Raw genomic sequence first — 1279 nt, 5'->3', positions numbered from 1 at the left:
ATTTTTTCTTTTAGAATCCAATAAGACATTAACGCAGCGAAAACAGGAAAGAGAGATGAAAGCGGTGCAGCATAATAGATTGTTAAATAATGAATGCTTAATAAATAGGCAGACATTCCTATTGGCCCACCTAATACGCCAGATAACGCAGGTTGCCAAAAAACGCCTTGAAAATCTACCGCACTTTTTCGCCACAATGTGATGCCGATAACTAATAACGAGCAAAAATCAATTAAAAAAAGCAATGAAATTACTTTCCCTAACGCAGTATATTCACTTAATGGCAATTCATTATATAACAATCCAGATAATGCCCAGAATACAGCGGACAGTATGCCAAAGAGATAGCCACGCATTATGGCAATTCCTCTAATAGTTTAAATGCTGCGTCTAAGCGTTTTAACGCATAATCGCCAAAATTCTCGCCGTGTTCTTCCTTTACTTTTGTCCATAAAAACCATAATACATTTTGGCAAAAACGATGAATTTTTAACCGTTTGTGAGCGATTTGAAATTCTGTCTTGTGATATTTATTTGTCTGATTGCAATAGGTTTCTAATAGAAAATCAGCAGCTTCTTTCGATAAATGAGCTTCCTCAATGATAGTAGCTATATCAAATAGCGGATCATTTAAGCCCGAATATTCCCAATCGATAAAAAATAGCCGATCATCTTGTAATAACATATTTTCAGGGACTAAATCATTGTGGCACGGACGTAAAATTATCTCTTTATTGATTTCTTCAAATTGCCAAAATACAGCTGAAAGTTTATCCATTCTCGAATCAGCTTGATAAAAAGCGGATTTGTTTTCTAGCAATGAAAAATATTGGCGAAACTCATCGAATACGCTAAATACATTACGGAAAACAAATTCACTATTGTGTAAATGATATAAATTATTCACAACTTGAGACAAACAACTTTGTTCGTTTAATTGTATCTGGCTTAAAGTATTACTATTTTCTAAATAACGAGTCAGTTTTACGCCACTTTTGGCATCTAATACGGGAGTTTCTACATTCAAACCAGCACGATATGCCTGTGCATTGTTGAATGCCTCATATTCACGATTAATAAGTGATAAATTAACGGCGTTAGGGATTCGTAATACAAACTTCATCCCTGAAATATTAAGTAGAACATTTTGATTGGTCATTCCCCCAATGGAGGAAAAAGGAATGGAATGCTGATGAAGAAAATGAAATACTTCCTCAGGCTTGTAGCAAGTTTTAACAAATCCTACAATTTGATTGATTGATTGATTGATTGATTGATT

At 34.2% G+C, this 1279-nt stretch carries 1 protein-coding gene and 1 pseudogene; both read right to left on the bottom strand.

Going from position 1 to position 1279, the window contains the following annotated elements:
* Window positions 1-356: pseudogene (licB, locus tag HMPREF2813_RS02910) on the bottom strand (choline transport protein LicB); the annotation flags it as partial.
* Window positions 356-1279, bottom strand: a 924-nt coding sequence (gene licA, locus HMPREF2813_RS02905) for a phosphorylcholine kinase LicA (protein WP_148129909.1), incomplete at its 5' end; no start/stop codon positions are given. The gene licA and the pseudogene licB, both read right to left, overlap by 1 nt.

It is taken from the genome of Haemophilus sp. HMSC066A11 (genome assembly GCF_001811665.1).
In the GTDB taxonomy this organism is placed as follows: Bacteria; Pseudomonadota; Gammaproteobacteria; order Enterobacterales; family Pasteurellaceae; genus Haemophilus; species Haemophilus influenzae.
Note: the sequence above shows the minus strand (reverse complement) of the source record. Positions and strands in the feature narration are given on the sequence as shown.